Annotated in this window: 1 protein-coding gene; it reads left to right on the forward strand. The window is 76.6% G+C overall.

The window, feature by feature from the left end:
- Positions 1–20: 20 nt before the first annotated feature.
- Positions 21–955, forward strand: a 935-nt coding sequence (locus tag E2E34_RS34580) for a DUF5914 domain-containing protein (RefSeq protein ID WP_138905753.1), incomplete at its 3' end; no start/stop codon positions are given.

Raw genomic sequence — 955 nt, forward strand, 5'->3', positions numbered from 1 at the left:
GGGCGGAAGGGGCCGGGGACATGAGCGGTGCACGAGGAGCGCGTCGGCGGGGGCTGCCCCTGCGGGCGCGGCGGCGGGACCACGCCCGGTGGGAGCAGCAGACACCCACCTGGCGGGAGGCGAAACCGGCCCTGATAGCCGGTGCGTTGAAGCGCTCGGCGGCGCGTCCGTCGGGCAACTGGTACGTGATCGGGGCCTCCCGCGACATCGGTCGCGGCGGCCGGCCGTTCGGGCGGACGGTGGGGGGCCTGGAGGTCGTCGCCTGGCGCACCGTCACGGGCGAGCTGAGAGCGGGACCCGGCGCCTGCCCGCATCTGGGGGCGCCGCTGCGGGAGGGCCGGGTCGTGTGCGGCACGCTCGTGTGCCGCTGGCACGGCCTGTCCCTGGACGGCCGGCCGTTCGCGGGCTGGGAGCCGCTGCCCGCCCACGACGACGGCGTGCTCGCCTGGGTACGCCTCGACGCGCTGGGCGGGGAGCCGCCGCTGGAGCGTCCGGTCGTACCGCGGCGCCCGGCGGGCGGCGCCGTGGACGCGGTGTTCGGGGCGGTGGGGCGCTGTGAGCCCCAGGACGTGGTGGCCAACCGTCTGGACCCGTGGCACGGGTCCTGGTTCCACCCGTACTCCTTCGTCGACCTGACCGTCGTCGACGCGCCGGAGGGCGAGGAGGACGACGACGCGTTCACGGTCGACGTGTCGTTCAAGGTCGCGGGGCGGCTGGTGGTGCCCGTACGGGCCGTGTTCACGGCGCCCGAGCCGCGCACGGTCGTCATGCACATCACCGAGGGCGAGGGGGCGACGTCCGTGGTGGAGACGCACGCCACGCCCCTGGGCCCGGGCCCGGACGGCGCCCCGCGCACGGCGGTGACCGAGGCCTTGGTGGCCGCCTCCGACCGGCGGGGCTTCGCCGCGGCGCGGGCCGCCGCCCCCGCTCTGCGGCCTGTCTCTTATACAAATCT

It is taken from the genome of Streptomyces albidochromogenes, assembly GCF_005981925.1.
GTDB lineage: Bacteria > Actinomycetota > Actinomycetes > Streptomycetales > Streptomycetaceae > Streptomyces > Streptomyces albidochromogenes.